The following is a 24,382-nucleotide window of genomic DNA, read 5'->3' as shown; positions in this document are numbered from 1 at the left end:
ATGGCGCGCGGCGCGACACCGGACGGGCTCCGCGGCGCGGCCGGCGCGGTCGCGACGGGTCTCGCGCTCGCTGCGACGGGTGTCGCGTTCGACATCGCCCCTCTCGTCGTCGCGGGTCTCGCCGTCGCCTCCGCAGCGCTCCTCTCGGTCGCGTGGAGCCGGCTCGCGGCCCGCGCGCTGCGGGTCGAGCGCCGCCTCTCCGCGCGCCGCGTCGTCGAGGGGGCGCCGCTCGGAGTCGAGATCGTCCTGCGGGCGGGGCGACTCCGCCTCCCTCCGGGCACGATCGACGATCCGCTGCTCCGCGCGCCGGTCGCCGTCCCCGCCGGCCGCCGGGTCGCGCGGGTGCGGACGGAGGCGCGCTTCTCGCGCCGCGGCCGGCGCACGCTCGCCGCGCCGCGGATCGTCGCGTGTGATCCGCTCGGGCTCGCCGCCCTCGCGATGACGCGCGGGGATCGCGCGGAGGTCCTCGTCCTCCCCTCGGTGCATCCGGTCGACGAGGCGGCGCCGACCGGTGATGCGCTGGGTCTCGGGCTCCCGCGTCATCGCGGCCTGAGCGGCGCCGAGACCGAGCTCGACGGGCTCCGAGCGCTGCGCGACGGGACATCGGCCTCGCGGATCCACTGGCCGTCGATCGCGCGCGGCGCCGATCCGCAGGAGCGCGTCCTCACGGCTGATGGGGACGGCGCCCCGCTCGTCGTCCTCGACCCCGGTCCCGCGGAGGGCGGCGAGGCGTCCGACCTCGACGCGGCGGTGCGGGCGACCGCCTCCCTCGTCGTCCACCTCGCGGGGCGGGGCGGGTGCGAGGTGCTGCTCCCCGGCGACCGCCGGCCGGTGCCCGTGGACGGAGGCTTCCTCGCCTGGCCCGAGCTCCATGCGCGGCTCGCGCTCGTCGCTCTCGGTGAGGAGGTCTCGACGACCGGGATCGGGTCGCGGCGCGGCCCGGTCGTGTACGTGAGCGGCCGTCCGATCTCCGACCTCCCGCGGGCGCTCCGGGGCAGCGGGGGGCTCCGCATCCTCGTCGCGCCGGGCGCCGGGCCGGCCGGTCCGACGCTCTTCTCCGTCGCGGGCTGCCACGGCGTCGCCGTCGGCGGCCGAGCGGCGCGTCGGGCTCTCCCGGCGGACCGGGAGGTCGCCTCGTGAGCCCGGCGGAGCGGACGACGGCCCTCGTGCGTCTCGTCGCGTGGACGGGTCTCGCCGCGCTCTGCGCGCTCGAGTGGTCCGCGCAGCTCGAGCCCGCCTCGCGGCTGCCGTCGCTCGCGGCGGTCGCAGCCGGCGTCGCGGCGGGCGCCGGGCTCGTCGCGCTTCGCGCCCGTCGGCCTGCGCGCAGCGGCGCGCGAGCGCTCATGTCGTCGGTGGGCCTCGCCGCGGGCGCGGTCCTCCTCGCGGTCGCCGCGAGCGGCGTGGAGCTCCGGCTCCTGCTCCCGTGGGAGTGGGGTGCGCTCGTGCGCGAGCTCCGCCCGGGAGTCGAGGCGCTGCCGAGCGTCGCCGTCCCCTACGACGGCTCGTCGGACCCGGTCCGGCTCGCGATGGTCCTCGCGGGCAGCCTCGCGACCGTGCTCTCGGCGCTCCTCGCGTTCGGCCCCCGCGGCGGCGGTCCGCGGCTCCTCGCGGCGGCCCCGCTCGTCGCGCTCTACGCCATCCACGCCGCCGAGCAGCCGTCCGGCTCGCCCGCGGTCTCCGGGGCCCTCCTCGGCGCGCTCCTCCTCGTCTTCCTGTGGGCGGACCGCGTCCGCGGCGCGCAGGTCCCGGTCGCGGGTGCGCTCGCGAGCGCCGCGGTGCTCGTCGCGGTCGTCGCGCTGCCGGCCGTCGATCGCGACCGGCCGCTCCTCGACTACCAGCAGCTCGTCGCCGGCGCGCCCGAGGAGGGCAGCAGCGCGTTCGACTGGTCGCATCGCTACGAGCCCCTCGACTGGCCGCGCACGGGACGCGTCGTGCTCCGCGTCGCCGCGCGGCGCGCCGCCTACTGGAAGGCGACGGTGCTCGAGGAGTTCGACGGGACGGCCTGGGTCGAGGACCCGGCCGCCGACCCGCGGATCCCCGACACGGAGTACGCAGGGGGCCGGCGCGTCACCGACGTCGTGAGCGTCGAGGTCGGTGACATGGTGTCCGACGAGTACGTCGCCGCCGGGACGGCGACGAGCATCGTCGGCTCCCCGCGCGTCTCGCTCCCATCCGGCGCCGGGACGTTCCGGACCGGGAGCCGGCCGCTCGAGCGGGGGGACGCGTACCGGGCCGCGGTCTACGTCCCGCGCCCGAGCGCGGCGACGCTCCGTGCGGCGGGCACCGCCTATCCCGAGTTCACGCTCCGCGACCTGACGATGCGGCTGCCCGGCGGGGACGAGGTCCTCTTCACGCCGTGGGGGGCGGGTCTCGACCCCGTCGTCGCGCTCAACATCGCCGGGCTCCCGGCCCCCGGGGGACTCGACCGCGTCGAGCGCTCGTCCTACGCGCGCATGTACCGGCTCGCGCGCTCCCTCCGCGCCAGCTCGGCGACGCCGCATCACTTCGTCCTCCGCGTGCGCGCGCGCGTGCAGGGCGGCGCCACGTACTCGGAGCAGCCCCCGCGGCGACGCAACCCGCTCGACGCGTTCCTCTTCGAGACACGCGAGGGGTACTGCCAGCAGTTCTCGGGGGCGATGGCGCTCCTCCTGCGGATGGGCGGGGTCCCGGCCCGCGTCGCGAGCGGCTTCTCGCCCGGACAGCGCGAGGCCGGCAGCGGCACGTGGGTCGTCCGCGACACCGACGCGCACTCGTGGGTCGAGGCGTACTTCCCCGGCGAGGGCTGGGTGACGTTCGACCCGACGCCCGAGGACGCGCCCGCGCTCACGCCCGACGAGGTCGAAGCGCCCGCGCTGCCCTCCCCGGCGGAGGAGGAGCGCACGACGGAGACCGAGGAGGACGAGCCCGAGGAGCCCGTCGAGGCGGAGGACGCGGCCGCCGTCGCCCCCGCCGACGAGGACGGCGGCGGGGGCCGCCCGCTCGCGGCGGCGGCGCTCCTCGTGCTCGCGCTCCTCCTCGTCGGCGGCGCCGCTCGTCGCGGACGCCGCGACGAGGCCGACGACGCGGCGATCGCCGAGCTGCGTCGCGCGCTCGCCCGGATGGGCGAGGACCCCGGCCCGGCGACGACGCTGGACGCGCTCGCGCGCCGGTTTGCGGACGACCCTCGCGCCGCCGCCTACCTCGCCGCGCTGCGTGACCGCCGCTACGCCGCGGATGCCGGCGACGACGACCCCCGCGGCCGGCCGGCGCTCCGCCGGGCGCTCGCGCGCGGCCGGGGCGTCCGGGGCCGCCTGCGGTCGTGGTGGGCGCTCCCGCCGCGTCTCGCCGGGAGGCGGCGAATCCGCCGGCAGCCGTCCGTAGACTGGGTGGAGGTCCGCTGACGGACCCCCGCATGAGCGACGTCTACGCCCTCTTCCGCAAAGGGACCCGCCTCCTCGAGAGGGGCGATCACCATGCCGCGGTCGTGCCACTCACCCGGGCACGGGACATCGCCCCGGAGCACGACTCGATCCGCGAGGCGCTCGGGCGCGCGCTCTTCGGCGCCCACCGCTTCCGCGAGGCGGCCGACGAGTTCGCCGCGGTCGCCCGTCACGCGCCGACGAACGACTACGCGCTCTTCTGCCTCGGCCGGTCCCTCCAGCTGTGCGGTCGTCACGCGGAGGCGCGACGGCCGCTCGCCCTCGCCGCGACGCTCCGGCCCGACCGCCAGGACTACCGTCGCTACCGCGAGCAGGCGCGTCGCCGCGCCGGCTAGACGCGGTCTTCGCCCGCGCGGGCCCGCTCGGCCGCCTCGACGAGTCGCCCGAGGAGCTCGTCGACGCGCGCGGGCGTGACCGCCTCGACGGGGAGATCGGCGTGGACCCACACCGCCCCGGCGCGTGTCGTCCCGTAGCGCACGACGGGGGAGAGGCGGTGGCGATGGAGGAGGACGAGAGGGTCGTACGCGCCGGGCCAGGTCGCCTCGGCCTGCGCCGTGAGGTAGCCGCCGTCGAGCCGCAGGCCGACGTCGAGGTCGCGTCCGGCGGCGTCGAGGCGGACGCCCCACTCGCCGTCGGCGACCGCTCGCCACGGCGCCCCGAGGTCGGCGAGGACGTGCTGCACGACCGCGTGCGGACCGTCGTCGGGCTGTGCGGGCTGGGGAGGCACGGTGGTATGGTGACCGCACAGCTTTCGTGCCGTCGGGCGACCGACGGCGGCCGTTCCGGAAGTGGGCGCTCGCCCACTTTCGTCGTTTCGGGAAGGAGATCGAGGTGAGCAGCACGGACATCCAGACCCAGGTGGAGGAGACGCTCGCGTCGGCAGAGCCCGACGTCGAGGTGCTGCTCGCCGAGGTTCTCGGCGGTCACACCGTGCGCCTCTTCATCGACCACCCCGACGGCGTGAGCCTCGACCTCTGCGAGCGCGTCACGCATGCGCTCGGCGAGGTGCGCGAGAGCTACGCGCTCGAGGTGAGCTCACCCGGCACCGAGCGGCCGCTCACGAAGCCCGATCACTTCCGTCGCTTCCTCGGCCGGCGGGCCCGCGTGCGGACCCGCGAGGCCCGCGAGGGCCACAAGAGCTTCACCGGCGAGCTCGTCGGCGCCGACGACCGCGAGGTCACCATCGCCGCCGAGACGGGGGTCCTCGCGATCCCCTACGCCGAGATCCAGCGTTCGAACCTCGTGGAGGACTAGGTATGTCGAAGGACATCATCGACGCGATGCGCGCCCTCGCCGCCGAGAAGGGCATCTCCGACGAGAAGCTCATGTCGGCGCTCGAGGACGCGCTCCTCTCGGCGTACAAGAAGCTCCCGGGCGCCGCACGGTACGCACGCGTCGACGTCGACCCCGACTCGGGCGACTTCATCGTCATGCGCTACCGGATCCCGCGCGACCTCGAGCAGGAGCTCCTCGTCCAGACCGTCGAGGAGGAGAGCTACATCGATCCGGAGACCGGCGAGAAGGTCGAGCCTGCCGACCCGGAGATCGACCCGGCGAAGCTCGACCAGTACCGGGACCGGATCGAGGAGATCGACGACACCCCGGAGGACTTCGGCCGCATCGCGGCCCAGACCGCGAAGCAGGTCATCCTCCAGCGCATCCGCGAGGCGGAGCGCGACATGATGTTCGAGGAGTACCGCGACCGGGTCGGCGAGCTCATCACCGGCGTCGTCCAGCAGAAGGACTCCCGGTACACGCTCATCCAGCTCCGCGAGCGCGTCGAGGCGCTGCTCCCGAAGTCCGAGCAGGTCGAGGGCGAGCGCTACGAGCACAACCAGCGGGTGAAGGCGGTCATCAAGGAGGTCTCGAACTCCACGAAGGGGCCGTCCATCATCGTCTCGCGCCGCGACCCGGACCTCATCAAGGCGCTGTTCGAGCTCGAGGTGCCGGAGATCGCCGACGGCCTCGTCGAGATCGCGGGCGTCGCTCGCGAGCCCGGGTACCGGTCGAAGATCGCCGTCGTCTCCTACGCCGACGGCGTCGACCCCGTCGGCGCCTGCGTCGGGCCTCGCGGCTCGCGCGTCCGCATGGTCGTCTCCGAGCTGCGCGGCGAGAAGATCGACATCATCCCCTACAACGACGAGCCCGCCCGCTTCGTCGCGAAGGCGCTCTCGCCCGCCCGCGTCCGCGAGGTGCTCGTCGACGACGAGGCCCGTCAGGCGACCGTCATCGTCCCGGACGATCAGCTCTCGCTCGCGATCGGCCGCGAGGGCCAGAACGCGCGGCTCGCCGCGCGCCTCACCGGCTGGCGGATCGACATCAAGTCCGAGACCGACTTCGCGCAGGCCTCGCAGGACGACACCTACGAGGAGCAGCAGGAGACCGGCGGCCGCTGCGCCGCTGTCCTCACCAACGGCCGTCGCTGCCCGAACGCCGCGCTCGCCGGCTCCCCGTACTGCGGTCTCTCGGTCCACCAGGCGCTCAGCCGCTTCACGACCTCGTCGGTCGGCGTGCTCGTCCCGCTCGGCGAGGACGAGATCGCGGCCCTCTCCGACCCCGACCGCACGCAGGAAGACGTCGCGGACATCGTCGCGCGCGCCGAGGCCGCCTTCGCGGAGGCCGCAGAGGCGGCCGTCGTCGAAGAGGCCGCCGCCGAGGACGAGGAGGTCCCGGCTCTCGACGGCGACATCGCCGACGAGGTCCAGGCGACGCCCGTGGAGGACGACGCGGCCGCCGGCGACGGCGACGCGGCTCCCGCGGCGAGCTCCGACGAGGGCGGCGACGACGCGCTCTCCGGCGAGAGCGCCGTCGGCGAGCGAGAGGGCGAGGCGTCGTCGTAGCGGCCCACGAGCCGCATCGCACCTGCGTCGGCTGCCGGGCGGTCCGCCCGCAGTCGGAGCTGATCCGTCTCGCAGCGTCCGGGACGGATCTCGTCGTCGGTCCAGGACGCACCCACCCCGGCCGGGGCGCATACGTCTGCGGTCCCGCCTGCTACCGCGAAGCGGTACGGCGGCGCGCCATCCCGCGCGCCCTGCGTCAGGCGGTGTCCCTCCCCCCGGACCTCGTAGAATCGGAAAGCTGATGGCAAAGCGACGCGTATTCGAGATCGCGAAAGAGCGCGGCATGACCTCCAAGGAGGTCATCGAGAAGCTCTCCGGCGGCGGCATTCCCGTGCGCGCGGCCCAATCGACCGTTGAGGATCGGCACGTCAACCGCATCCTCGGGCCGCCCCCTGAGAAGCCCGCCGAGACCGAGACGGAGGCCAACGGCGCCGCGGAGGCCGAGGCCGCCGAGCGCGCGAAGGCCGAGGCGGAGGCGGCGAAGCGCGCCGAGATCGCCGCGAAGGCGCGGGCCCGTCACGACGCCGAGGCGAAGGCGAAGGCCGAGGCCGACGCCGAGGAGACGCAGCGGCGGGAGCAGGCCGAGGCCGCCCGCCTCGCGCACGAGGAGCGCGAGGCCGCCGAGCGCGCCCGCGCCGAGAAGGAGGCCGCCGCCCGCGTGGAGGCCGAGGCCGCCGCTCGCGAGCAGGCCGCCGCCCGCGCCCGCGAGGTCGCCGAGAAGGAGGCGCAGCGCGCCGCCGAGGACGAGGAGGCGCGTGCCGCTCAGGAGCGCGCCGACGAGGCCGCGCGCGCGCAGCAGCAAGCCGCGGAGGATCGTGCCCGCGCCGAGGCCGAGGCCGCGGCGAAGGCGAAGGCCGAGCAGGAGGCGCTCGCGAAGGCCCAGGCCGATCTCGCCGAGCGTCGTCGCGCCGCCGCCGAGCGCGCGCTCGCCGAGCGCTCCGGCCAGGCCCCCACGCAGCCGGTCCGCGCGGCCGACGGCGAGGCGAAGGGCCAGGCCGACGGCAAGGAGAAGGACGAGGACAAGGAGAAGGAGGACGGCAAGCCGACCGTCGGCGAGAAGCCGAAGCCCGGCGCCGGTCCGAAGATCCTCGCTCTCCCCGAGCCCCCGAAGAAGCCCAAGCGCGACGAGTCGCAGAACCTCCCCGCGAACCGCGGCGGGCGGGGCGCCGCCGCTGGTCCCGGCGGCCCCGGCCGGCGGCGCGTCGTCATCGACTCGCAGGCCTCACGCCGCGGTCCCGGTGGACCCGGCGGTCCCGGTGGGCCCGGCGGCCCCGGTGGCGGTCCGCCGCGCCGTCAGCGCCGCGGTCGCCGTCGGCGGGGGACCTACGACGACACGGTGCGTCCGCTCGACGAGGCGGCGCAGAGCGCGACCGACCTCATCAAGGTCAACAGCGGCTCGACCGTGAAGGACGTCGCCGAGTACCTCGGCGTCCCCGTCCCCGAGGTCATCAAGAAGCTGATGACGCTCGGCGAGATGGCGACGCTCACGCAGACGCTCACCGACGACGCGATCCAGGTCATCGCCGACGAGTTCGACAAGAAGATCGAGATCGTCCACGTCGGCGACGAGGCCGACGACGAGCCGGCCTTCGACGACCTCGAGGAGGACCTCGTCGACCGCCCGCCGGTCGTCACGATCATGGGGCACGTCGACCACGGCAAGACGTCGCTGCTCGACGCGATCCGCGAGGCGGACGTCGTCGGCGGCGAGGCCGGAGGCATCACGCAGCACATCGGCGCCTACCAGGTCCACCACGGCGAGAAGATCGTCACGTTCCTCGACACGCCGGGCCACGAGGCCTTCACGGCGATGCGCGCCCGTGGCGCGAAGGTGACCGACATCGCGGTCATCGTCGTCGCCGCCGACGACGGCGTGAAGCCGCAGACGATCGAGGCGATCGACCACGCGAAGGCGGCCGACGTGCCGATCCTCGTCGCGGTGAACAAGATCGACCTCGAGGGCGCCGACCCGACCCGGGTCCGGACGGAGATGACCCAGCGTCAGCTCCAGCCGGCCGAGTGGGGCGGCGAGACCGAGTTCGTCGACGTCTCCGCGAAGACGCGGCAGGGCCTCGAGGACCTCCTCGACACGATCCTCGTCGTCGCCGAGCTCGAGGACCTCAAGGCGAACCCCGAGACCGAGGCCTCCGGCATCGTCATCGAGTCGAAGCTCGATCCGGGGCGCGGCCCCGTCGTGACCCTCCTGCTCCAGCGCGGGACGCTCGAGGTCGGGGACGCGATCGTCGCGGGCCCGAGCTGGGGCAAGGTCCGCGCGATGACCGACTACCACGGGGACCGCATGGAGGACGCGGGCCCCGGCGATCCGGTCGAGGTGCTCGGCTTCGACGGCGTCCCCGACGCCGGCGAGCTCTTCCGCGTCGTCGAGCACGAGCGCGAGGCGCGCCGGATGGCCAACGACCGCGCGGTCCGCCTCAAGACCGAGGCGCTCGCGCGGCGCTCCGGCCGCAAGGTGAGCCTCGAGGACGTCTTCAAGCGGGCGCAGTCCGACGAGCTCAAGGAGCTCAACCTCCTCCTCAAGGCGGACGTGTCGGGCTCGATCGAGGCCTTCGAGGACGAGATCGCGAAGCTGCCGCACGAGGACGTCCAGGTGAACGTCATCCGCTCGGGCGTCGGCGGCATCAACGAGTCCGACGTCATGCTCGCGGCGGCCTCCGACGCCGTCATCCTCGGCTTCAACGTCCGGCCGGTCGGCGACGCCCGGCAGGCCGCGGACCGCGAGGGCGTGGAGATCCGGACCTACTCGGTCATCTACAAGGCGCTCGACGACGTCCGCGACGCGATGTCCGGTCTCCTCGAGCCCGAGGAGGTCGAGGAGACCGTCGGCACGGTCGAGGTGCGTCAGACGTTCCGCGCGTCGCGGATCGGCACGATCGCGGGCTGCTACGTCACCGACGGCAAGGTGACCCGCGGCGCGCAGGTGCGCGTCGTGCGCGATGGCACGGTGGTCTACGACACGCGGATCGAGACGCTGCGGCGGTTCAACGACGACGTCCGCGAGGTCGCCTCCGGCTACGAGTGCGGCATCGTCCTGCAGAACTTCCAGGACGTGAAGGAGGGCGACGAGCTCGAGGTGTACGAGACGCGTCAGGTCGAGCGGGAGCTCGCCTGACGCGACCGGCCCTGGGGGGTCGGCTCGTGTCCACTTCGTCGTACGTCGCCCTCCTCGAGGTGCACCTCCACTTCCCGGACGCGGGAAGCCTCAAGGCGAAGCGCAAGGACCTGCAATCCGTGAAGGCCCAGCTCCACGGCCGTCACGGATGCACGGTCGCCGAGGTCGAGCACCACGACCTCTGGCAGCGCGCGACGCTCGCGGCGGCCCTCACCGGGTCGTCGCCGACGCGGCTCGACGAGGCGGTCGACCGCGTCGAGCGCTGGCTCCACGAGCGCTTTCCCGAGGGCGTCCGCGTCGAGCGGATGGTCGTCTCGTTCGACGACGTGAGGGGTGTAGGGTGAGCGGCGATCGCATGAGACGCGTCGACGAGGCGGTCCGCGAGGTCCTCTCCGATGCGCTCACGGGGGACATCAAGGACCCGCGCGTCGGCTTCGTGACCGTGACCGATGTGCACACCAGCCCCGACCTCCGCCACGCCCGTGTCTACGTGAGCGTCCTCGGCGACGAGCCGACGCGAGCCGCGTCGCTCGACGGGCTGCGGTCCGCGCACGGCTACCTCCAGCGGCGCGTCGCCTCGCAGCTCCGGCTGAAGCACACGCCGCAGCTCACCTTCCATCACGACGACACGCTCGACCGCGTCGCGAGGCTCGACGAGCTGCTCGCCGACGAGGCCCGCGCGCGGGAGGACGACCGCGAGTGAGGAGAGAGGCGGACATCAGCGCACTCGACGCCGCCCTCGACGTCATCCGCAGCTCGCACCGGTTCATCCTCGTCACGCACGAGAACCCCGACGGCGACGCCCTCGGGTCGCTCGTCGGCATGCACCGCGTGCTGCGTGCTCTCGGCAAGGACTCGGTGATGTTCATGAGCGCGGACGAGTTCCCGCTCCCGTACGAGTACCGCTTCGTCTCGCTCGAGGGGCTCGTCTCGACGGTCCCCGAGGACCTCGACGAGCGCGTCGTCATCTTCCTCGACTGCGGCAACATCGACCGCAACCCGGCCGAGGACGTCCGCCGCGAGGGCGCGGTCATCGTCAACATCGACCATCACCACGACAACACGCGGTTCGGCACGGTCGACTGCGTCGTCGAGAGCGCCTCGTGCACGGCCGAGATCGTGTGGGACATCATGCGGGCCCTCGGCGTCTCGCCGACGGCCGACATCGCCGACGCGCTCTACGTCGGGCTCGTCACCGACACGGGCCGCTTCATGTACGAGAACACCGGCGTGCGCGCCCACGAGATGGCCGCCGAGCTCATCGCCGCCGGCGTCGACGTCAACGGCATCTACCGCCGGCTCTACGAGGAGATGCCGCTCGCGAAGCTCATGCTCCTCGCCCGCGGCCTCGCCGACACGCGCCGCTACGACGACGGCGCGCTCACCTACGCGCGTCTGCGCAGGGCCGACTACGAGGCGGTCGGAGCCGAGGAGAGCTACTCGGAGGGGATCATCGACCACCTCCGCTCCGTCCAGGGGACGAGGGTCGCCGCCGTCGCGCGCGACGTGCTCGCGCCCGGGACCCCGGAGGGCACGAAGAAGGTCTCGCTGCGCTCGACCGACGGCCTCGTCGACGTGTCGGCGATCGCCCGCGCGGGTGGGGGCGGGGGGCACCGCCAGGCGGCCGGCTTCACCACGACCTCGACGGACGAGGAGCTCGTCGCGTTCCTCCGCGCCGAGGTCGCTCGGCAGCTCGGCTGACCCCGGCCATGGATGAGCCGGTGGACGGGGTCCTCCTCATCGACAAGCCCGCGGGGCGGACGAGCCACGACGTCGTCGCGGCGGTGCGCCGCGAGCACGGCCGCGTCCGGACCGGCCACGCGGGGACGCTCGATCCGTTCGCGACCGGGCTCCTCCTCGTCCTCCTGGGCCGGGCGACCCGGATCCAGCGCTGGCTCATGGGGCTCGACAAGTCCTACCTCGCGGTCGCGCGGCTCGGTGCGCTCTCGACGACCGGGGATCCCGAGGGGGAGGTCGTCGAGACGGGGCGGATCCCTCCGGACCCGCCGGATCTCCCCACCGGGCGCATCCGCCAGCGGCCGCCGGCCTACAGCGCGGTGAAGATCGCGGGAGAGCGGGCGTACGCGCGCGCCCGGCGCGGCGAGACGGTCGAGATGCCGGAGCGCGAGGTGACCGTCCACCGGTTCGAGCAGCTCGAGCGGTCGGGCGACCGGGCGACCTTCGCGATCGAGTGCTCGTCGGGGACCTACGTCCGCTCGCTCATCGCGGACCTCGGCGACGCGTACTGCCTCGAGCTGCGCCGGACGGCGATCGGGCCGTTCGACGTCCGCGACGCGGACCCCACGCGCGTCCTGCCGCTGGGAGACGTCCTCGCGCGGGTGATGCCCGCGATCGACCTCGCCGGCGAGGACGCGCGGCGGGCCGGCCACGGGGTCGCGGTCCCCGCGCCCGACGGCGCCGAGATCCCCACGGACGGGGTCGTCCTCCTCCGCGCGGACGACGGCCCGGTCGCCGTCGCGGAGCCCCGTGAGGGCGGCCGCCTCAAGCCCGTCGTAGGCTTCCGCGCATGAAGGTGACGTACCTCCCCGACGCCGAGCGCCGCCCGCGGCGCGTCGCCGTCGGCACGTTCGACGGCGTCCACCGCGGCCATCGCGAGGTGATCGCGGGTGCGGACACCGTCCTCACCTTCGATCCACACCCCTCGTCGGTCGTCGCGCCGCAGGCCGCTCCCCGCCTCCTCACGACGCTCGAGCGCAAGGCGGAGCTCGTCGCCTCTCTCGGCGTCGAAGAGCTCGTCGTCATCCCGTTCGACGGCGACTTCGCCGCCCAGACCGCGGAGGAGTTCGTCGACGACGTCCTCGTGCGCCGGCTCGCGGCGACGCACGTCTCCGTCGGCGAGAACTTCCGGTTCGGGCACCGCGCGAAGGGCGACACCGCGCTGCTCGAGGCCGACACGCGCTTCGAGACCCGGGTGGTCCGGCTCCTCGAGGTCGACGGGGAGGTCGTGAGCTCGAGCCACATCCGCGGCCTCATCCTCGGCGGCGCGGTCCGCTACGCCGACGAGCTCCTCGGCGAGCCGTTCGTCATCGACGGCGAGGTGGCGCACGGGGACAAGCGGGGGAGGACGCTCGGCTACCCGACGGCGAACCTCGTGCCCCAGGACGGCTTCGTCATCCCGGGGCACGGCGTGTACGCCTGCCGGGTCCGCACGCCGGACGGCTCGTGGTACGCGGCGGCGACGAACGTCGGCGTCCGGCCGCAGTTCGTCACCGGCCGCGGCGAGCTCATCGAGGCCTACCTCATCGACTTCGAGGGCGACCTCTACGGGCAGACGGTCCGGATCGAGTTCCTCGAGCGGCTCCGGGGCGAGAAGCGGTTCGACACGGTCGAGGATCTCGTCGCGCAGATGGACCGGGATGTCGAGGAGGCACAGCGGTCTGCTACGGTTCCGCGTCGCACATGAGCACTGTCACGCCAGAGCGCAAGCAGCAGATCGTCGAGCAGTTCGGCACGAACCCGCAGGACACCGGGAACACCCGTGTCCAGGTCGCTCTGCTGACCGAGCGCATCAACGGCCTCACGGAGCACCTCCGTGAGCACAAGCACGATCATCACTCCCGCCGGGGTCTGCTCATGCTCGTCGGCCAGCGCCGTCGCCTTCTCAACTACCTCGAGAAGACCGACCTCGAGGGCTACCGCGCCCTCATCAAGGAGCTCGGCCTCCGCAAGTAGGATGAGCGGGGTCCGTCCCCGCCCATCTCCGCAGGAGGTCCCCTTGAGCATCATCGCCCCCGGTACGCCCATGCCCGAGTTCTCGCTGAAGCGCGAGGACGGGAGCGACTTCACGCGCGAGGACCTCATGGGGAAGACGACCGTGCTCGTCTTCTACCCGTTCGCGTTCAGCCCGGTCTGCACCGACCAGTTCCAGGTCTACGAGGAGGTCCTCGGCGAGTTCGCCTCGCGCGGCGCGACCCTCTACGGCGTCTCGACCGACGCGACGTGGTCGCAGACCGCGTTCAAGGACAAGCTCGGGATCTCCATCGAGCAGCTCTCGGACTTCGAGCCGAAGGGCGAGACCGCGAAGAAGCTCGGCGCGTACTTCGAGCCGGCCGGGATGACGAACCGGGCGATCATCATCGTCGGTCCCGACGGCGTCGTCGCCTGGTCGCACCTCGCCGACTCGCCGGGGGACCTGCCGGGCGCGAACCTCATCTTCGACGGCCTCGACGCCGTCCCCGCCTCGTAGCGGCCGCTCACGCGACCGGCCGCGGGGGCGGGGGGCGTCAGCCGACGCGCGCGGCCTCGCGGCGGCGCGCGATGTCCTCGGCGACGAGGCGCGGCACGACCTCGGCGCGGTGGTCGAAGATCGCCTCGACGTCGCGCCGGACGAGGAGCCGGTGGGCGAGCTCGCCGAGCGGCCCGAAGCCGATCCCGTAGCGGACGGTGTCGGTCATGATCGTCCCGTCCTCGCCGTCGGGCTCGAACTCGTGCGTGTGGTGCCAGAGCCCGTAGGGCCCGCGGATCTGGACGTCGACGAAGCGCGGCGTCTCGGAGTCCGGCTCCCACGCCTGGATGAGCGTCTGCCACCGGATCGGGATGCCGTGGACCCGGAGGCGGTACTCGATGAGCGTCCCGACGCTCATCGAGATGAGCCCCTCGCGGCCGAGGCCCGGCGTGATGACCCGGAAGCGCAGAAGCGGCGGCGTGATCGCCTCGAGGTTGCGCGCGTCGGCGAAGAACGGGAAGACGTCGGCCGGCCGGCCGGGGAGGCGCTGCCGGCGCTCGAGGGTGTGGATGCGCATCAACCGTGGCTACGACGGATACCCTGGAGAGGATGACGGACCTCCGCAGCGCGCCTGCGCCCGGGCTGCGCGACGCCGACCACGTCCGCGGTCCGCAGGACGGCCCCCTCGTCGTCGTCTACGCCGACTTCACCTGCCCGCGCTGCGCCGTCGCCGCGCAGCGGCTGACGGACGCGGACGTACGCGTGGCGTTCCGCCATCTCGCGCTGGAGACGCGTCACCCGAGGGCGCTCGTGCTCGCGCGGGCGGCGGAGGCCGCGGGCGCCCAAGGCGCCTTCTGGCGCTTCCACGACTCGCTCTACGCCGACCAGGGGCGCACGGACGACCCGCACCTCTGGTCGCGCGTCGAGGAGCTCGGGCTCGACCTCGACCGGTTCGAGGAGGACCGGCGGGCGGACTGGACGCTCGAGCGCGTCAAGCGCGACGTCCACGATGCGGTCCGCGCGGGGGCGACGACGACGCCGACGGTCTTCGGCGGCGGCGAGATGGTCCAGGGCGCTCCGGAGCCCTCCTGGCTCGACGCGCTCGCCACCCGCTGAGCCGCCTGCCGGACTCACCCTCGCGGCCGGACCCCGCCCCGGCTAGAATCACTCCGTTCGCATCCAGTGAGATGAAAGACGCAGGCCGCCACCGAAGGGCGAGCCAGAAGGAGCAGACACATGAGCAGTGACGCCGTGACCACGGTCACCGTCGAGATCGCCGGCAGCGAGATCTCGTTCGAGACCGGGCGGATGGCCAAGCAGGCCTCCGGCGCCGTCGTCGTCCGCCAGGGCGACACCCAGGTCCTCGCGACCGCCACCGCGGGCGGAGAGCGGGACGTCGACTTCCTCCCGCTCACCGTCGAGGTCGAGGAGCGGATGTACGCCGCGGGGAAGATCCCGGGCTCGTTCTTCAAGCGCGAGGGCCGCGCGAGCGAGAAGGGCATCCTCACCTGCCGCATGATCGACCGGCCGATCCGCCCGCTCTTCCCCAAGGGCTGGCGCCGCGAGACGCAGCTCGTCGTCATGCCGCAGTCGATCGACTACGTCCACCCGTTCGACATCCTCGGCATGAACGGCACGTCGGCGGCCCTGATGATCTCCGACATCCCGATCCCGTTCCCCGTCGGCGCGGTGCGCATCGGGAAGATCGACGGCAACTTCGTCGTCAACCCCAGCGAGCAGGCCCTCGAGGACGGCGAGTCCGACCTCGATCTCATCGTCTCCGGCTCCGAGGAGGCGATCCTCATGGTCGAGGCGGGGGCGAACGAGATCCCCGAGGCGGAGATCCTCGACGCGCTCGACATCGCCCACGACGCGATCAAGAAGCTCTGCGCCGCGCAGCGCGAGCTCGCCGAGAAGGCGGGCAAGGCGAAGATCGCCGTCGAGTCCAAGGAGCTCCCGCAGGACCTCTACGAGGAGATCAAGGGCTCGCACGGCGCGAAGCTCGACGAGGCGACCCAGGTCTTCGACAAGATCGAGCGCCAGGACGCGACGAAGGCCGTCATCGACGAGATCGTCGCTCAGTACGCGCCGGAGTCCGACGCCGAGAACGAGGGCTACGCCGAGCGGCTCGCCGACGTGAAGGCCGCCGCCGCGAAGCTCGAGAAGGCGATCATCCGCGAGCGCATCGCGGTCCACAAGAAGCGCCCGGACGGTCGCGCGGAGGCCGAGATCCGGCCGATCGAGATCGAGGCGGGTCTCCTGCCGCGCACGCACGGCTCGGCGCTCTTCACCCGCGGTCAGACGCAGGCGCTCAGCGTCGTCGCGCTCGGGACGCTCAAGGAGGAGATGCGCATCGACACGCTCGGCCTCCAGAAGCAGAAGTTCTACTGGCACCACTACAACTTCCCGCCCTTCTCGGTCGGTGAGGCGGGCCGGATGGGCGGCCCGAAGCGGCGCGACATCGGCCACGGCGCGCTCGCCGAGCGCGCTCTCCTCGCGGTCGTCCCGTCGACCGAGGACTTCCCGTACACGGTCCGCGTCGTCTCGGACATCCTCGAGAGCAACGGCTCCTCGTCGATGGCGTCGGTGTGCGGCAGCTCGCTGTGCCTCATGGACGCTGGCGTGCCGATCAAGGCGCCGGTCGCCGGCATCGCGATGGGCCTGATCAAGGAGGGCGACGACTACACCGTCCTCACCGACATCGCCGGCGTCGAGGACCACCTCGGCGACATGGACTTCAAGGTCGCCGGGACCGAGAAGGGCATCACCGCCCTCCAGATGGACATCAAGATCACCGGCGTCACCTTCGAGATCCTGCGCGACGCCCTCGCCCAGGCGAAGACCGCCCGCGAGGACATCCTCGGGCAGATGGCGCAGGTCATCGAGGCGCCCCGCGACGAGCTCTCCCAGCACGCTCCCCGGATCGAGTCGATCAAGATCGACCCGAGCCAGATCGGCCTGCTCATCGGCAAGGGCGGCGAGACGATCCGCGGGCTCTCCGATGAGTTCGAGTCGCAGATCAACGTCGACGACGACGGCCAGGTCCTCATCTACTCCGCCAACGGCGAGCTCGCCGACGCGCTCGTCGACCGCATCCGGTCGATGACGAAGGAGGTCGAGGTCGGCGACGAGTTCCCGGCGGCGAAGGTCGTGAAGACGACGACGTTCGGCGCCTTCGTCGAGCTCGCGAAGGGCACGGACGGCCTCCTCCACATCTCGAACGTCTCGCCGGGCGAGCGCGTCGACACGGTGGAGGACGTCCTCAACCGCGGCGACGAGATCAGCGTCCGGGTCGTCGAGGTCGACCGTGAGCGCGGCCGCATCGGCCTGCGCCTGACGGCCGATCCGGAGATCGAGGGCAAGACCGTCGAGGAGCTCGCGGCGCTCGGGGCCGGCGGCAACGGCGGTGGTGGCGGCGGCGGTGGTCGCCGCGGCGGCGGCGGCGGGCGCGGCGGCGATCGCGAGCGCGGCGGCGGCGATCGCGGCGGCGACCGCGAGCGCGGCGGCCGCGGATCCGGCCGTCCGCGGCATCGCAGCCGCGCCGACCGCGATCCGGACCGCGACTAGGCGCGGTCCGGGCGGTCCCGCGGCGTGACGCTGCAGCACCGGCTCACCGAGCTCGACTCGGGCGTGCGGGTCGTGACCGAGGCGCTGTCCTCGGTCCGATCCGCCGCGCTCGGGTTCTGGATCGGGACGGGGTCGGCGGCCGAGTCCCACGACGAGGCCGGTCTCTCGCACCTCATCGAGCACATGCTCTTCCGCGGGACCGCTCGCTACGGGTCCCTCGAGATCGATCAGCTCTTCGACGGCTTCGGCGCCGAGCTCAACGCGTTCACGGGCAAGGAGACGACGTCGGTCTACAGCCGGGTCCTCGACGAGCACCTCGACGCCGCGTTCGACGTCATGGCCGACATGGTGTGGCGGCCGCGCTTCGACGCCGAGGAGCTCGACGCCGAGCGCGACATCGTCCTCGAGGAGATCGCGATGTACGAGGACGATCCGCAGGACAAGGTCTTCGACGTCCTCGGCGAGGCGATCTTCGGGGACCACCCGCTCGGCCGGCCCGTCATCGGGCGGGCGGAGGTCGTCTCCGGCACGCCGGCGACCGGGCTCGCCGACTTCCACCGCGTCCGCTACACGCCGGGGCGCCTCGTCGTCGCGGCGGCGGGCGCCGTCGACCACGACCATCTCGTCGACCTCGTCCGCTCGGTCGAGGGGGCGGCGCCCGAGGGCGGGGCGACCGAGCCGGTCGTCGCCCCCGCCGTCGATCCCGTCCCTCGGCTGCGCTTCCACCGCAAGGACACCGAGCAGTACCACCTCTGCCTCGGCGGCCCCGGGATCGCCCGGGACGACGAGCGCCGGTTCGCGCTGCGGATCCTCGACACGATCCTCGGTGGCAGCTCTTCGTCCCGGCTCTTCGTCGAGGTCCGCGAGAAGCGGGGTCTCGCCTACGCGGTCTCGACCTTCCAGGCCAACTACGCGACGACCGGGCAGTTCGGGCTGTACGTCGGCACCCGTCCCGACAACGTCGAGAAGGCGATGCGCGTCATCGGCGACGAGATCTCCCGCGCGGTCGAGGACCCCGCGAGCGCCGCCGAGCTCACTCGGGCGAAGGAGAACGTGAAGGGCCGGATCGGCCTCTCGCTCGAGTCGACGACCGCGCGCATGAACCGCCTCGGGTCGTCCGTGCTCGCGGACATGCCGCTGCTCGACCTCGACGAGGTCATCGAGCGGATCGACGCGGTCACCGTCGACGACGTCCGCGAGCTCGCCGTCGAGCTCCTCGATCCCGCGCGCCTCAGCGCCGCGGGCGTCGGCGCCGACGAGGCGACGTTCCGGGCCGGCCTCCAGCCGGTCGCCCCGACCCTCGCGGAGGCGGCATGAGCGCCGAGCTCCTCCGCGTCGGCGTCGCCGGGGCCGCGGGCCGGATGGGCGCGACCGTCTGCGGCGCCGTCGAGGGCGCGGACGACATGGTCCTCGCCGGCCGCGCCGACCCGGCGCTCGAGGTGCCTCTCGAGGCGATCCTCGGCGACGTCGACGTCGTCGTCGACTTCACGCGCCCGGACACCGCGACGGAGAACGCGCTCGCCTGTCTGCGCGCCGGGGTGCACGTCGTCATCGGGACGAGCGGCTTCGACCTCGACCCGCTGAGGGAGCACGGCCGTCGCCAGGCGCCCAACGGGGTGACGCCGAACGCCCTCTTCTGCCCGAACTTCGCCATCGGCGCCGTCCTCATGATGCGCTTCGCGCAGGAGGCGGTGCGGCACATGCCGCGCGCGGAGATCGTCGAGCTGCACCACGACAAGAAGCTCGACAAGCCCTCGGGGACCGCGGCGCGGACGGCCGCGATGATGGCGGAGGCGACCGGGGAGGAGGCGCCGCCCATCCACTCGGTGCGCCTGCCCGGCCTCGTCGCGCACCAGGAGGTCATCCTCGGCGGCGTCGGCGAGACCCTCACGATCCGCCACGACTCGCTCGACCGCTCGTCGTTCATGCCGGGCGTCCTCGCGGCCGTCCGTGCGGTCGGCGATCTCGAGGAGAGCCCGGTGGTCGGCCTCGAGCACGTCCTCTTCCCGGCGTGATCCGGGCGGCGTCCGCCGGCGACGCCGCCGCTGCCGGCGAGCTCGTCGTCCGCGCCTGGCGATGGGCGCTCACCGAGACGGCCGCGCCGGAGGCGCTCGCCGCGCTGAGCGCCGAGGCGCACGAGGCGGTGCTCGGCGCGGCGATCGCCGACCCCGGCGCGGACGTCCTCGTCGAGGAGGTGGGAGGTCGCGTCGCGGCGATCGCCGTCGTCGGGGACTGCCGGGAGCCGGACGTCCCGCCCGCGGTCGGCGCGCTCGGGCTCCTCGCGGTCGATCCGCCCGCGCAGGGAGCCGGCGTCGGGACCGCGCTGCACGCGGCGGCGCTCGAGACGGCCGGCCGCCGCGGCGCCCGGTCGGTCGCCGTGCGGGTCCCGGGCATCCACGCCCATGGGCGTGCGTTCCTCGAGCGCTCCGGGTGGCGTCTCGACGCCGCTGCGCCGGAGAGGCCGGAGCCGCTGCTCGGGGACCTCGTCACCGTGCGCTACCGGCGGGAGCTCCCGTGAGCCCGCTTCCGCAGCCCGGCGCGGGCGCTCCGCTCGTGGGGGTCACCGACCACGCGTGTGAGCGCTTCCGCCAGCGCGTCGGCGGCCGGCGCGGGGCGGTCGACGTGCGGCCCGAGGTCGTCGCGCGCGTCGCCCGCGCGTGGGAGGCCGGACGGGTGGAGAGGCGCGCGCCCGACGGCTCGACGGCGGTGCGCGGGACCGTCTACGTCCGCGATCTCGTCGATCGCGGCGTCGTCTTCGTGTGCCGGCCCGACCGGCACGAGATCGTCGTCGTCACGCTGTGGGAGGAGGAGCGCGCCGTCGGAGAGGTGCGGGTCCCGCGCGCCTTCACCGACGCGCTGCGTCATGACGACGAGCGCCGCGACGACAGCTGACCGCGGCTGTGCGGGCCCTCACAGACGCCCGGTCACCGGGCGGGAACCCTTCTGAGGTGCCTGCCACGGCCTCGTCGGCATCCGTCCGCGTCGTCGTCGGAGCTCTCGCCGACGACTCGCTCGCTCCCTCCGTCCTCGCCCTCGTGCGCGCAGGCGCGGTGCGCGACCCCGCTCTCGCGGCGGAGATCCGCGGGCGGGTCGCCTTGCGCTTCCCCGGCGGACACCCACCCGTCGTCATCGAGTTCCGTGGCGAGGAGATCGTCGTGAGCGACGACGACGACCCCGACCGCGCGTACGACCTGGAGGTGATCGGCCGCCTCGCCGACGTCCTCCTCGTCGTCTCCTCCCCCCTCGCGGGCGGGCTGCCGAAGCCGACGCACCCGCGGGGTCGCCAGGCGCTCGCGCGCCTCGCCGACGGGCGCGTCGAGCTCGACGGGCCCCTGCGCCTCGGCCGCAAGCTCGTGCGGCTCCTGCAGATCGAGCTGTAGGCGCCCTCAGCGCGGGGCGGCGACCGGCTCCTCGTCGAGCGAGACGAGCTCGGCGCGGCCGGGGTCGGACGTCTCGTCGTCGCCGCAGGAGAGCGCGCGCAGGGCGCCCGTCGGGCGGCGGCGGACGTGCGCGCGGAGCCTGCCGTGACCGTCGACGTCGAGCGTCACCCAGCCCTCGTCGTCGGTGTCCGCCTGGACCTCGAGGACGTCGAGGTCGTCGATCCCCCTCACGTCGAGGCGCGTCCGGGTGAAGACCTCGGCGCACTGCGCGTGCCAGCCGTCGCCGACGCGGCCGCGGAGGAGCTCGGGCACGACCTCGCCCCGGCAGTGGGCCGCGACGAGCTCGTCGGCGCGGCCGGGCGGCACGCGGCCGTAGCAGTAGCCGTGGGGGAGGACGAGGCACGTCGCCGCGAACCGGTGGCCGCCGAGATGCGTCGTCGCCCACGCCTCGCCGGGCAGGAGCTCCCGGACGGCACGCAGGAGCGGACGGCCGCGCAGCGCGCAGCAGGCGTCGCGGCGGCTGTGGGTGCAGACGGCGACGAGGGGGCCGTCGACGGGCGTCGCGTCCGCGGGGCGACGGCCCTCCCCGATCGCCGCGAGATCGAGGTCGAGGACCTGGCGCGGATCGTCGAGGTCGTAGCGCGCGAGCCAGCTGTCGCCGCGCTCGGTCGAGGCGACGAGGCAGGTCGCGGGGCCGCCGGCGCCGGCCGCGCGGCTCGAGGTCCTCTGGATGAGGCCGGGGCGGAGGCCGGCCGCCTCGGCGCGCTCCTCGAGGACCCTGCCGAGGTCGCCGGGGAGGTCGTTGACGGCGAACGGGTCGGAGCCCCAGGGGCCAGGTGCCTCGAGCAGCAGCCACCGGCGCGCCTTCGCGGCGGAGCCGGCGAGCGGCTCGTCGAGGGCCTCGGCGGTCGTCGCGCAGCGATCGTCCATGGCGTGAGGATCGTAGAGGTCGGTCGGCGCGGTCGCTCGGGTCAGCCGGTCCGGACGAGCTCGGCGAGGCGCGTGCCGCGGGCCGTCCCGTCACGGCGGCGTGAGGCGAGGTCGAACGCGGACTCCTCGCCGACGACGACGCAGACCCGCTCTGCACGCGTGATCGCCGTGTAGAGGAGGTTGCGCGAGAGCATCACGGCCTGGCTGCGGTGGAGCGGGAGCACGATCGCGGGCGCCTGGCTGCCCTGGCTCTTGTGGACGCTGATCGCGTAGGCGAGCCGCCACGTCTGGGTCGCGGCGACCGGGACCGAGAGGCGGCGGCCGTCGTCGGTCGCGAGGAGGACGCGGCCCGCCTCGGCGTCGTGGCCGACGACGACGCCGAGCTCGCCGTTCATGAGCTCGTGCTCGTGGTCGTTGCGCGTCTGGATGACGCGGTCCTGGTGGCGCAGCGGCGTGCCCGGCACGGCGGCGCCGTCCGGGTTGAGCCGCGCGCGCAGCGCGTCGTTGAACGCGTCGATCCCGACGGGGCCCCGGTGCATCGGGGCGAGGACCTGCACGCCGCCGACGGGGTCGAGGTCGTAGTGCGACGGGAGTCGCTGCGCGGCGAGGTCGCACACCTCGCGGAAGATCGCCGCGGGGTCGGACCGGCGGATGAGGAAGAAGTCGCGGACGTCGTCGTCGCCGGCGACCGTCGGCGGGCGCTCGCCCGCGTTGACGGCGTGGGCCGCGCGCACGATGAGCGACCGCGCCGCCTGCCGGAAGATCGCGGTGAGCCGGGTGGTCGGGACGACATCCGAGGCGATGAGGTCCTCGAGCACGCGGCCGGGGCCGACCGGGGCCAGCTGGTCGACGTCCCCGACGAGGAGGACGTGCGTCGACGGGCCGACCGCGCGCACGAGCGCGTCGGCGAGCCGCACGTCGAGCATCGACGCCTCGTCGACGATGAGGACGTCGGCGCCAGGGATGGGGTCCTCCTCGTCGCGGGCGAACCCCTCGCCGGGCACCCACTCGAGGAGCCGGTGGATCGTCGTCGCCTCCGCGCCGGCGACCTCCGCGAGCCGGCGGGCCGCCTTGCCGGTCGGCGCGCAGAGGCGCACGGTCGCGCGGCCGTGCCGCAGGACGTCGACGAGCGCCCGCATCGCCGACGACTTGCCGGTGCCGGGACCTCCGGTGAGGATCGAGAGCCGGTGGCCGAGCACCTTCTCGACCGCCGACCACTGCTCGTCGGTCGGCACGAGCGCTCCGCTCGTCGGCCGCTCGGGCGCGCGCCCCCGGAGGCGGAGCACGGGCTCGTCGCCGGCGAGCTCGGCGGCGCGTCGCGCGAGGCGCCGCTCGATCGCGGCGAGGCGGGCGTCCGCGATGCGGTCCTGCCCGTCGATCTCGATCGTCCCGCGGGCCGCCAGCGCGTCGATGCGCCCCGAGACGTCGTGGTCGAGGAGCTCGCGGGTCCGCGTGGCGAGGTCGGCGCGGGTGAGGAAGCAGTGCCCGTCGGACTCGGCGAGCGCGAGCGCGTGGACGATCCCGGCGTCGAGCCGGCCCGGGTCGTCGGCCGGCGTGCCGAGCGCCCGGGCGAGGTCGTCCGCGGTGCGGAACCCGATGCCCTCGACCTCCGTGAGCGCGTAGGGGTCGGCCTGCAGGGCGTCGATCGCGCCGGAGCCGTACGCACGCTGGATCCGCGACGCCGCCGCCGCGGGCACGCCGTGCGTCTCGAGGAAGAGCCGGATCGCCCGGACCGCGGTCTGCTCCTCCCACGACCGCACGGCGGCGGCGAGCCGGCGCTTCCCGATCCCGGGGACCTCGGAGAGGCGGGCCCGGGGGTCCTCGTCGACGACGCCGATCACCTCGTCGCCGTGCGTCTCGTGGAGCCAGCGGGCGCCCGCCGGGCCGACGTGCTTCACGGCGGCGAGGTAGCTGCGGATCGCGCGGTCGCTCACCGGCTCCTTCACGAGCACCTGGCCGGCGTGGAACTGCCGCCCGTGCCGCGGGTGCTCGCGCCACTCGCCCGTCACCTCGACGTGGTCGCCCTCGTTCACGTGGGCGAGAGGACCGGTGAGCGTCACCTCCTCGCCGCTCTCGTCGAGGGCGACGAGGACCGCGAAGTCGCCGTCGTCCGCGCGCCAGCGAGTGTCCATCACCTCGAGCGCGAGGCGCGACGGCTCGCTCATCCCGCCTCCGCGGCGAGGGCCAGCGAGGCGCGGAGGATCGGGGAGGCGCCCGCGGGCGGGGTCGTGAGCGGCAGCCACTCGAGGCGCTCGTGCTCGCCGCAGTGGTCCCCGACGTCGAGGTCGCCGGCGTCGATGAGCAGGACGGCCTCGGGGCGCAGCGTCGGCAGGTCCCACGCCCATCCGAGAGGCGCCATCTCGGAGGCGTCGACCTCGAGCCCGAGCTCCTCGCGCGCCTCGAGGACGGCGGTCGCGCGGATCGGCTCCTCGCCGCTGCGCGCCGTCCCCGCGTCGACCGTGCCGGCCGGGACCGTGTGCCAGACGCCGGGGTTGACGACCTCGGCGCTGCGCAGGCCCGCGAGGACGCGTCGCCGGGGCCCGCGGCCGCGGACGAGGAGGAGGGACACGCCGAGCGCCGCCGCGCGACCCGCCCCCGAGCGCAGCGGATCGCCGTCCGCGAGCGCGGTGACGACCTCGCGGGCGCTCGGGTCGAGCGCCGCGCCGTCGCTGCGCAGCACGTCGAAGAACGAGCCGACGGCGAGCGTCGCGCCCTCGGGCGCGAGCGAGGCGAGGCAGCCGACGGCACCGTCGTAGAACGCCGGCCAGCGCTCGAGCGACCGGACGAGATGATCCTCGCCCGCCGCGCGGACGCGCGGGTCGAGCGCCGCCTCCCCGGGGGCCCAGACGGCGGTGAGGCGGGACGTGGGGAGGATCGCGGTGTCGGAGTCGAGGGCGCGGGGCGCGGCGTCGTCGCTCATCTCCGATCAG

At 74.2% G+C, this 24,382-nt stretch carries 25 protein-coding genes and 1 pseudogene; 21 read left to right on the top strand and 5 right to left on the bottom strand.

Translation table 11 applies throughout. The annotated features are described in order from the left end of the window. Genes ACME2J_RS07505 through ACME2J_RS07495 form a run of 3 tightly spaced genes read left to right on the top strand, consistent with a single transcriptional unit; the run spans nucleotide 1 to nucleotide 3,754 of the window. Nucleotides 1-1,140 carry a DUF58 domain-containing protein gene (locus ACME2J_RS07505; RefSeq protein ID WP_495544269.1) on the top strand — a complete coding sequence of 380 codons (1,140 nt, stop codon included), beginning with the start codon at nucleotides 1-3 and terminating at the stop codon, nucleotides 1,138-1,140. Further along, on the top strand, nucleotides 1,137-3,380 hold the full coding sequence (locus ACME2J_RS07500) for a transglutaminase TgpA family protein (protein ID WP_495544268.1): 2,244 nt from the start codon (nucleotides 1,137-1,139) through the stop codon (nucleotides 3,378-3,380). Before ACME2J_RS07505 ends, ACME2J_RS07500 begins: the two co-directional genes overlap by 4 nt. Nucleotides 3,381-3,391: 11 nt before the next feature. Next, nucleotides 3,392-3,754, top strand: a complete 363-nt coding sequence (locus ACME2J_RS07495) for a tetratricopeptide repeat protein (RefSeq protein WP_495544267.1) — start codon at nucleotides 3,392-3,394, stop codon at nucleotides 3,752-3,754. On the opposite strand, the gene ACME2J_RS07490 is transcribed toward ACME2J_RS07495, so the two are convergent. Further along, on the bottom strand, nucleotides 3,751-4,146 hold the full coding sequence (locus ACME2J_RS07490; RefSeq protein WP_495544266.1) for a hypothetical protein: 396 nt from the start codon (nucleotides 4,144-4,146) through the stop codon (nucleotides 3,751-3,753). The genes ACME2J_RS07495 and ACME2J_RS07490 overlap by 4 nt on opposite strands. A gap of 104 nt (nucleotides 4,147-4,250) precedes the next feature. Here ACME2J_RS07490 and rimP point away from each other — a divergent pair, with 104 nt between their 5' ends. The 11 genes and pseudogenes from rimP (at nucleotide 4,251) to ACME2J_RS07435 (ending at nucleotide 13,596) form a co-directional block, all read left to right on the top strand. Next, nucleotides 4,251-4,673: a ribosome maturation factor RimP gene (rimP, locus tag ACME2J_RS07485; RefSeq protein ID WP_495544265.1), complete on the top strand. Its 423-nt coding sequence runs from the start codon at nucleotides 4,251-4,253 to the stop codon at nucleotides 4,671-4,673. Between the two features lie 2 nt (nucleotides 4,674-4,675). Next, nucleotides 4,676-6,259, top strand: coding sequence for a transcription termination factor NusA (gene nusA, locus ACME2J_RS07480; RefSeq protein ID WP_495544264.1), 1,584 nt, complete (start codon nucleotides 4,676-4,678; stop codon nucleotides 6,257-6,259). 29 nt (nucleotides 6,260-6,288) lie between these two features. Beyond that, nucleotides 6,289-6,501, top strand: a pseudogene (locus tag ACME2J_RS07475) (YlxR family protein); the annotation flags it as partial. Further along, on the top strand, nucleotides 6,501-9,389 hold the full coding sequence (gene infB, locus ACME2J_RS07470; protein WP_495544263.1) for a translation initiation factor IF-2: 2,889 nt from the start codon (nucleotides 6,501-6,503) through the stop codon (nucleotides 9,387-9,389). The pseudogene ACME2J_RS07475 and the gene infB, both read left to right, overlap by 1 nt. A gap of 26 nt (nucleotides 9,390-9,415) precedes the next feature. After that, nucleotides 9,416-9,733, top strand: a complete 318-nt coding sequence (locus ACME2J_RS07465) for a DUF503 domain-containing protein (protein WP_495544262.1) — start codon at nucleotides 9,416-9,418, stop codon at nucleotides 9,731-9,733. 11 nt (nucleotides 9,734-9,744) lie between these two features. Next, entirely contained in the window at nucleotides 9,745-10,092 is a 348-nt protein-coding gene (gene rbfA, locus ACME2J_RS07460) for a 30S ribosome-binding factor RbfA (protein WP_495544261.1), read from the top strand. After that, nucleotides 10,089-11,090, top strand: a complete 1,002-nt coding sequence (locus tag ACME2J_RS07455) for a DHH family phosphoesterase (protein WP_495544260.1) — start codon at nucleotides 10,089-10,091, stop codon at nucleotides 11,088-11,090. The genes rbfA and ACME2J_RS07455 overlap by 4 nt, the downstream gene beginning before the upstream one ends. An 8-nt stretch (nucleotides 11,091-11,098) precedes the next feature. Continuing rightward, nucleotides 11,099-11,920 (top strand): tRNA pseudouridine(55) synthase TruB, encoded by an 822-nt coding sequence (gene truB, locus ACME2J_RS07450; RefSeq protein ID WP_495544259.1) that lies wholly within the window; start codon nucleotides 11,099-11,101, stop codon nucleotides 11,918-11,920. Continuing rightward, nucleotides 11,917-12,813 carry a bifunctional riboflavin kinase/FAD synthetase gene (locus ACME2J_RS07445; protein WP_495544258.1) on the top strand — a complete coding sequence of 299 codons (897 nt, stop codon included), beginning with the start codon at nucleotides 11,917-11,919 and terminating at the stop codon, nucleotides 12,811-12,813. Before truB ends, ACME2J_RS07445 begins: the two co-directional genes overlap by 4 nt. Next, nucleotides 12,810-13,082, top strand: a complete 273-nt coding sequence (gene rpsO / locus ACME2J_RS07440; RefSeq protein WP_495544257.1) for a 30S ribosomal protein S15 — start codon at nucleotides 12,810-12,812, stop codon at nucleotides 13,080-13,082. Before ACME2J_RS07445 ends, rpsO begins: the two co-directional genes overlap by 4 nt. A gap of 43 nt (nucleotides 13,083-13,125) precedes the next feature. Beyond that, on the top strand, nucleotides 13,126-13,596 hold the full coding sequence (locus ACME2J_RS07435) for a redoxin domain-containing protein (RefSeq protein ID WP_495544256.1): 471 nt from the start codon (nucleotides 13,126-13,128) through the stop codon (nucleotides 13,594-13,596). A 37-nt stretch (nucleotides 13,597-13,633) separates the two neighbouring features. Here the strand turns inward: ACME2J_RS07435 and ACME2J_RS07430 are convergent, their stop codons facing one another. Beyond that, entirely contained in the window at nucleotides 13,634-14,152 is a 519-nt protein-coding gene (locus ACME2J_RS07430) for an SRPBCC family protein (RefSeq protein WP_495544255.1), read from the bottom strand. A 32-nt stretch (nucleotides 14,153-14,184) separates the two neighbouring features. Here ACME2J_RS07430 and ACME2J_RS07425 point away from each other — a divergent pair, with 32 nt between their 5' ends. From ACME2J_RS07425 to ACME2J_RS07395, 7 genes are all read left to right on the top strand, one after another. Continuing rightward, the gene (locus tag ACME2J_RS07425) at nucleotides 14,185-14,691 is read left to right on the top strand and encodes a DsbA family protein (protein ID WP_495544254.1); all 507 of its coding nucleotides are present in this window, start codon (nucleotides 14,185-14,187) and stop codon (nucleotides 14,689-14,691) included. 120 nt (nucleotides 14,692-14,811) lie between these two features. After that, the gene (locus tag ACME2J_RS07420) at nucleotides 14,812-17,142 is read left to right on the top strand and encodes a polyribonucleotide nucleotidyltransferase (RefSeq protein WP_495544253.1); all 2,331 of its coding nucleotides are present in this window, start codon (nucleotides 14,812-14,814) and stop codon (nucleotides 17,140-17,142) included. A 24-nt stretch (nucleotides 17,143-17,166) separates the two neighbouring features. Beyond that, nucleotides 17,167-18,459 (top strand): M16 family metallopeptidase, encoded by a 1,293-nt coding sequence (locus tag ACME2J_RS07415; protein ID WP_495544252.1) that lies wholly within the window; start codon nucleotides 17,167-17,169, stop codon nucleotides 18,457-18,459. Then, nucleotides 18,456-19,157 carry a 4-hydroxy-tetrahydrodipicolinate reductase gene (locus ACME2J_RS07410; protein WP_495544251.1) on the top strand — a complete coding sequence of 234 codons (702 nt, stop codon included), beginning with the start codon at nucleotides 18,456-18,458 and terminating at the stop codon, nucleotides 19,155-19,157. Before ACME2J_RS07415 ends, ACME2J_RS07410 begins: the two co-directional genes overlap by 4 nt. Then, nucleotides 19,154-19,660: a GNAT family N-acetyltransferase gene (locus tag ACME2J_RS07405; RefSeq protein WP_495544250.1), complete on the top strand. Its 507-nt coding sequence runs from the start codon at nucleotides 19,154-19,156 to the stop codon at nucleotides 19,658-19,660. Before ACME2J_RS07410 ends, ACME2J_RS07405 begins: the two co-directional genes overlap by 4 nt. After that, nucleotides 19,657-20,034 carry a hypothetical protein gene (locus ACME2J_RS07400; RefSeq protein ID WP_495544249.1) on the top strand — a complete coding sequence of 126 codons (378 nt, stop codon included), beginning with the start codon at nucleotides 19,657-19,659 and terminating at the stop codon, nucleotides 20,032-20,034. The genes ACME2J_RS07405 and ACME2J_RS07400 overlap by 4 nt, the downstream gene beginning before the upstream one ends. A gap of 56 nt (nucleotides 20,035-20,090) precedes the next feature. Continuing rightward, the gene (locus ACME2J_RS07395; protein ID WP_495544248.1) at nucleotides 20,091-20,522 is read left to right on the top strand and encodes a hypothetical protein; all 432 of its coding nucleotides are present in this window, start codon (nucleotides 20,091-20,093) and stop codon (nucleotides 20,520-20,522) included. A gap of 6 nt (nucleotides 20,523-20,528) precedes the next feature. Here ACME2J_RS07395 and ACME2J_RS07390 read toward each other — a convergent pair whose 3' ends face one another. Genes ACME2J_RS07390 through ACME2J_RS07380 form a run of 3 tightly spaced genes read right to left on the bottom strand, consistent with a single transcriptional unit; the run spans nucleotide 20,529 to nucleotide 24,372 of the window. Beyond that, nucleotides 20,529-21,452, bottom strand: a complete 924-nt coding sequence (locus tag ACME2J_RS07390) for a ferredoxin family protein (protein ID WP_495544247.1) — start codon at nucleotides 21,450-21,452, stop codon at nucleotides 20,529-20,531. Nucleotides 21,453-21,493: 41 nt separating this feature from the next. Next, nucleotides 21,494-23,617: an SF1B family DNA helicase RecD2 gene (gene recD2, locus ACME2J_RS07385; RefSeq protein ID WP_495544246.1), complete on the bottom strand. Its 2,124-nt coding sequence runs from the start codon at nucleotides 23,615-23,617 to the stop codon at nucleotides 21,494-21,496. Next, nucleotides 23,614-24,372, bottom strand: a complete 759-nt coding sequence (locus tag ACME2J_RS07380) for an NUDIX hydrolase (RefSeq protein ID WP_495544245.1) — start codon at nucleotides 24,370-24,372, stop codon at nucleotides 23,614-23,616. The genes recD2 and ACME2J_RS07380 overlap by 4 nt, the downstream gene beginning before the upstream one ends. Between the last annotated feature and the right edge of the window lie 10 nt (nucleotides 24,373-24,382).

The organism is Paraconexibacter sp. (assembly GCF_059438195.1).
This window is presented reverse-complemented; position numbering and strand designations above follow the sequence as displayed.

Bases quoted from the DNA above. Each gene is read 5' to 3' on its own strand.
- ACME2J_RS07505 (WP_495544269.1), top strand. From the start codon at position 1: ATGGCGCGCGGCGCGACACCGGACGGGCTCCGCGGCGCGGCCGGCGCG.
- ACME2J_RS07495 (WP_495544267.1), top strand. From the start codon at position 3,392: ATGAGCGACGTCTACGCCCTCTTCCGCAAAGGGACCCGCCTCCTCGAG.
- nusA (WP_495544264.1), top strand. From the start codon at position 4,676: ATGTCGAAGGACATCATCGACGCGATGCGCGCCCTCGCCGCCGAGAAG.
- infB (WP_495544263.1), top strand. From the start codon at position 6,501: ATGGCAAAGCGACGCGTATTCGAGATCGCGAAAGAGCGCGGCATGACC.
- rbfA (WP_495544261.1), top strand. From the start codon at position 9,745: ATGAGACGCGTCGACGAGGCGGTCCGCGAGGTCCTCTCCGATGCGCTC.
- truB (WP_495544259.1), top strand. From the start codon at position 11,099: ATGGATGAGCCGGTGGACGGGGTCCTCCTCATCGACAAGCCCGCGGGG.
- ACME2J_RS07445 (WP_495544258.1), top strand. From the start codon at position 11,917: ATGAAGGTGACGTACCTCCCCGACGCCGAGCGCCGCCCGCGGCGCGTC.
- rpsO (WP_495544257.1), top strand. From the start codon at position 12,810: ATGAGCACTGTCACGCCAGAGCGCAAGCAGCAGATCGTCGAGCAGTTC.
- ACME2J_RS07430 (WP_495544255.1), bottom strand. From the start codon at position 14,152: ATGCGCATCCACACCCTCGAGCGCCGGCAGCGCCTCCCCGGCCGGCCG.
- ACME2J_RS07425 (WP_495544254.1), top strand. From the start codon at position 14,185: ATGACGGACCTCCGCAGCGCGCCTGCGCCCGGGCTGCGCGACGCCGAC.
- ACME2J_RS07420 (WP_495544253.1), top strand. From the start codon at position 14,812: ATGAGCAGTGACGCCGTGACCACGGTCACCGTCGAGATCGCCGGCAGC.
- ACME2J_RS07410 (WP_495544251.1), top strand. From the start codon at position 18,456: ATGAGCGCCGAGCTCCTCCGCGTCGGCGTCGCCGGGGCCGCGGGCCGG.
- ACME2J_RS07390 (WP_495544247.1), bottom strand. From the start codon at position 21,452: ATGGACGATCGCTGCGCGACGACCGCCGAGGCCCTCGACGAGCCGCTC.
- recD2 (WP_495544246.1), bottom strand. From the start codon at position 23,617: ATGAGCGAGCCGTCGCGCCTCGCGCTCGAGGTGATGGACACTCGCTGG.
- ACME2J_RS07380 (WP_495544245.1), bottom strand. From the start codon at position 24,372: ATGAGCGACGACGCCGCGCCCCGCGCCCTCGACTCCGACACCGCGATC.